Consider the following 2,027-nt stretch of genomic DNA (forward strand, 5'->3'; position numbering starts at 1 on the left):
AAACTACCCCACTCCAAAATAATCAGAGGTAGCCCCAATTGTGCAGAACTTGCTTTAGCCGAGTAAGATTTTCCTGTTCCGGGTGGGCCGATTAGTAAAATCCCCTTGGGTAAACGAAGATTGTAAGCTTTAGCCAATGAGGATAAAAGGCGCTTATAAGTTTTAAACGCTTGCTGGATCAGTTCTAAACCACCAATGGGTGTGCTTGGAGGTTGAAGGAACTGAATGTTATAAATCCGTTTAAATAGGTCAATTTTGTAAGCGGACAGTTGAGACACTAACTCATCCGGTGTAATTTCATGATTTGCAATCGCCTGTCTAATTCCATAGTCAATATCAGCCAAGTACATGCCTAAGCCGGCATTCGCTGTCGCATGAATATCGCTATGACTGTAATCTGGTAATACTTGAGCTAAGTAACTGCTTATTTCCTCTATGGCTGGCAGTTGATGAATGACTGTGGGAACTTCGGGGGCAATGTCAGATGACACAGTGGCGTTTGCCCCCAAGAGAATCGCTGTCTTGTTGGCATTGTGATTGTACAGCTTCAGGTTAATGAGGGCTGACTTAATCCACTTGGAAGTCAGAAAGAAATCGGGGTCAGTGGTAGACTCTCCCAGCCAGGGGAATATACCTTCTAGTATCAGGATTCCTGATAAATCAGTAGTTTGCCAGAATCGGAGAATTTCAAAGTAATGTTCGCGCCTGCTTTTGGCGATCGCTTGATACTGGTCAACACTTTGTAAACTTAATCCCTCCTCATTAGTGGATAACTGGTGTAGTGCATCATCCTCCAGCGTCCACAGGTAACAGTTAATGTTGTATTGCTGGCATTCACTGGCGAGATTTGTCAAAAGTCTGACCCTCTCTTGCAATGGAGACTCGACAGCTATCAGCTTATTGTTAAGCTTAATTAATCCGAATATTTGTTTAATTAACTCATTATTCATTAGGGCTTTAGTTAAATTTCACCCCAATATTATTGATAGCTAAAACTCTTTACTAGCTACTTTGGTACTGAAAAAATCGGTACTAGAGTAGCTTGACTTTTTTGCAACTATAGCTCTAATTCCTCGTGTTTTTGTTGTGAACAACGCTGTTGCAATTGATGGGAGAAATTGATTAACTGCGTATTCCAATCCCGACTTTCGCACTTGAGTTGAGTCGAGTGTGGCAGTAGTTCTTTAACAGCCCGTGCCACTGTTGGTTGACTAAAAGCCACCTGTACATGAGCAACATTACGTAATCTTTCAACAGGTAAACTTGAAGTGTCATCTACTGCCATGTAAATTGTTCTGTTTTCTGGTATTCCTTTAAAGAGATATTCCAGCATGGCTACTGAAATGGCATCAATGGGAGAGTCAGACAGTACAGCAGTGCTAGTTTTATCACTAGGCTTTTTCCCCAAAGTAAAGTAAAACCAGCTATCACGACGAACTGTACCTAACTCATAACCAGAGAATTTATTGGTTGTACCTTCTAAGAAAGCCCCTTTGGTATTCCCTTCCAAGTCCCGCATCACAAACACTACATTTGCTTTTGAGTCGGCATAAACTAGCCCCTGGTTATGTAACATTTGTACGCAATCAGAAGGTATGCCTCGTTTCTGGGTTAGGTAATGTTCAACGCCTGACCAGTTAGCTTTATCCTCAATCGGTGGAGTGAATTGCGGTACTGGTTGAGTTTGGATAATGTCAGCCGCAACTTTTTGAGCATGAGTGATTGCCTCCGGCACTGCACTATGTGCAATCGCTGCACGTTTTGCGCCGACTTCACCAAATCGCTCCCCGATCCATGCGATCGCTTGGACTTGGTTGCATTGATTAACGTGCTTGACCAAATCAATTGCATGATTACCTTCAAAATGAGAACCGGGAGCAAGACCGCTAAATTTAGAGCCATCTATATTAATGGTGTGGTTTCCTCCTACCCATTCATTCCCTTTACGCCACAGTCCCAACTCCCAAGCAACATCGTCTAAAGCTAAATCAGTTGACCATTCGGTAAGTTTTTTTATTGATTGATTA

General features: G+C 42.4%; 2 protein-coding genes. Both read right to left on the reverse strand.

The features are described 5' to 3' along the window. Positions 1 to 950 (reverse strand): ATP-binding protein (locus H6G97_RS50435; RefSeq protein ID WP_190947693.1); only part of this gene is annotated, 950 nt, incomplete at its 3' end. Positions 951 to 1,057: 107 nt separating this feature from the next. After that, positions 1,058 to 2,027, reverse strand: a 970-nt coding sequence (locus tag H6G97_RS54545; RefSeq protein ID WP_242056199.1) for a DUF3991 domain-containing protein, incomplete at its 5' end; no start/stop codon positions are given.

It is taken from the genome of Nostoc flagelliforme FACHB-838 (assembly GCF_014698065.1).
In the GTDB taxonomy this organism is placed as follows: domain Bacteria; phylum Cyanobacteriota; class Cyanobacteriia; order Cyanobacteriales; family Nostocaceae; genus Nostoc; species Nostoc flagelliforme_B.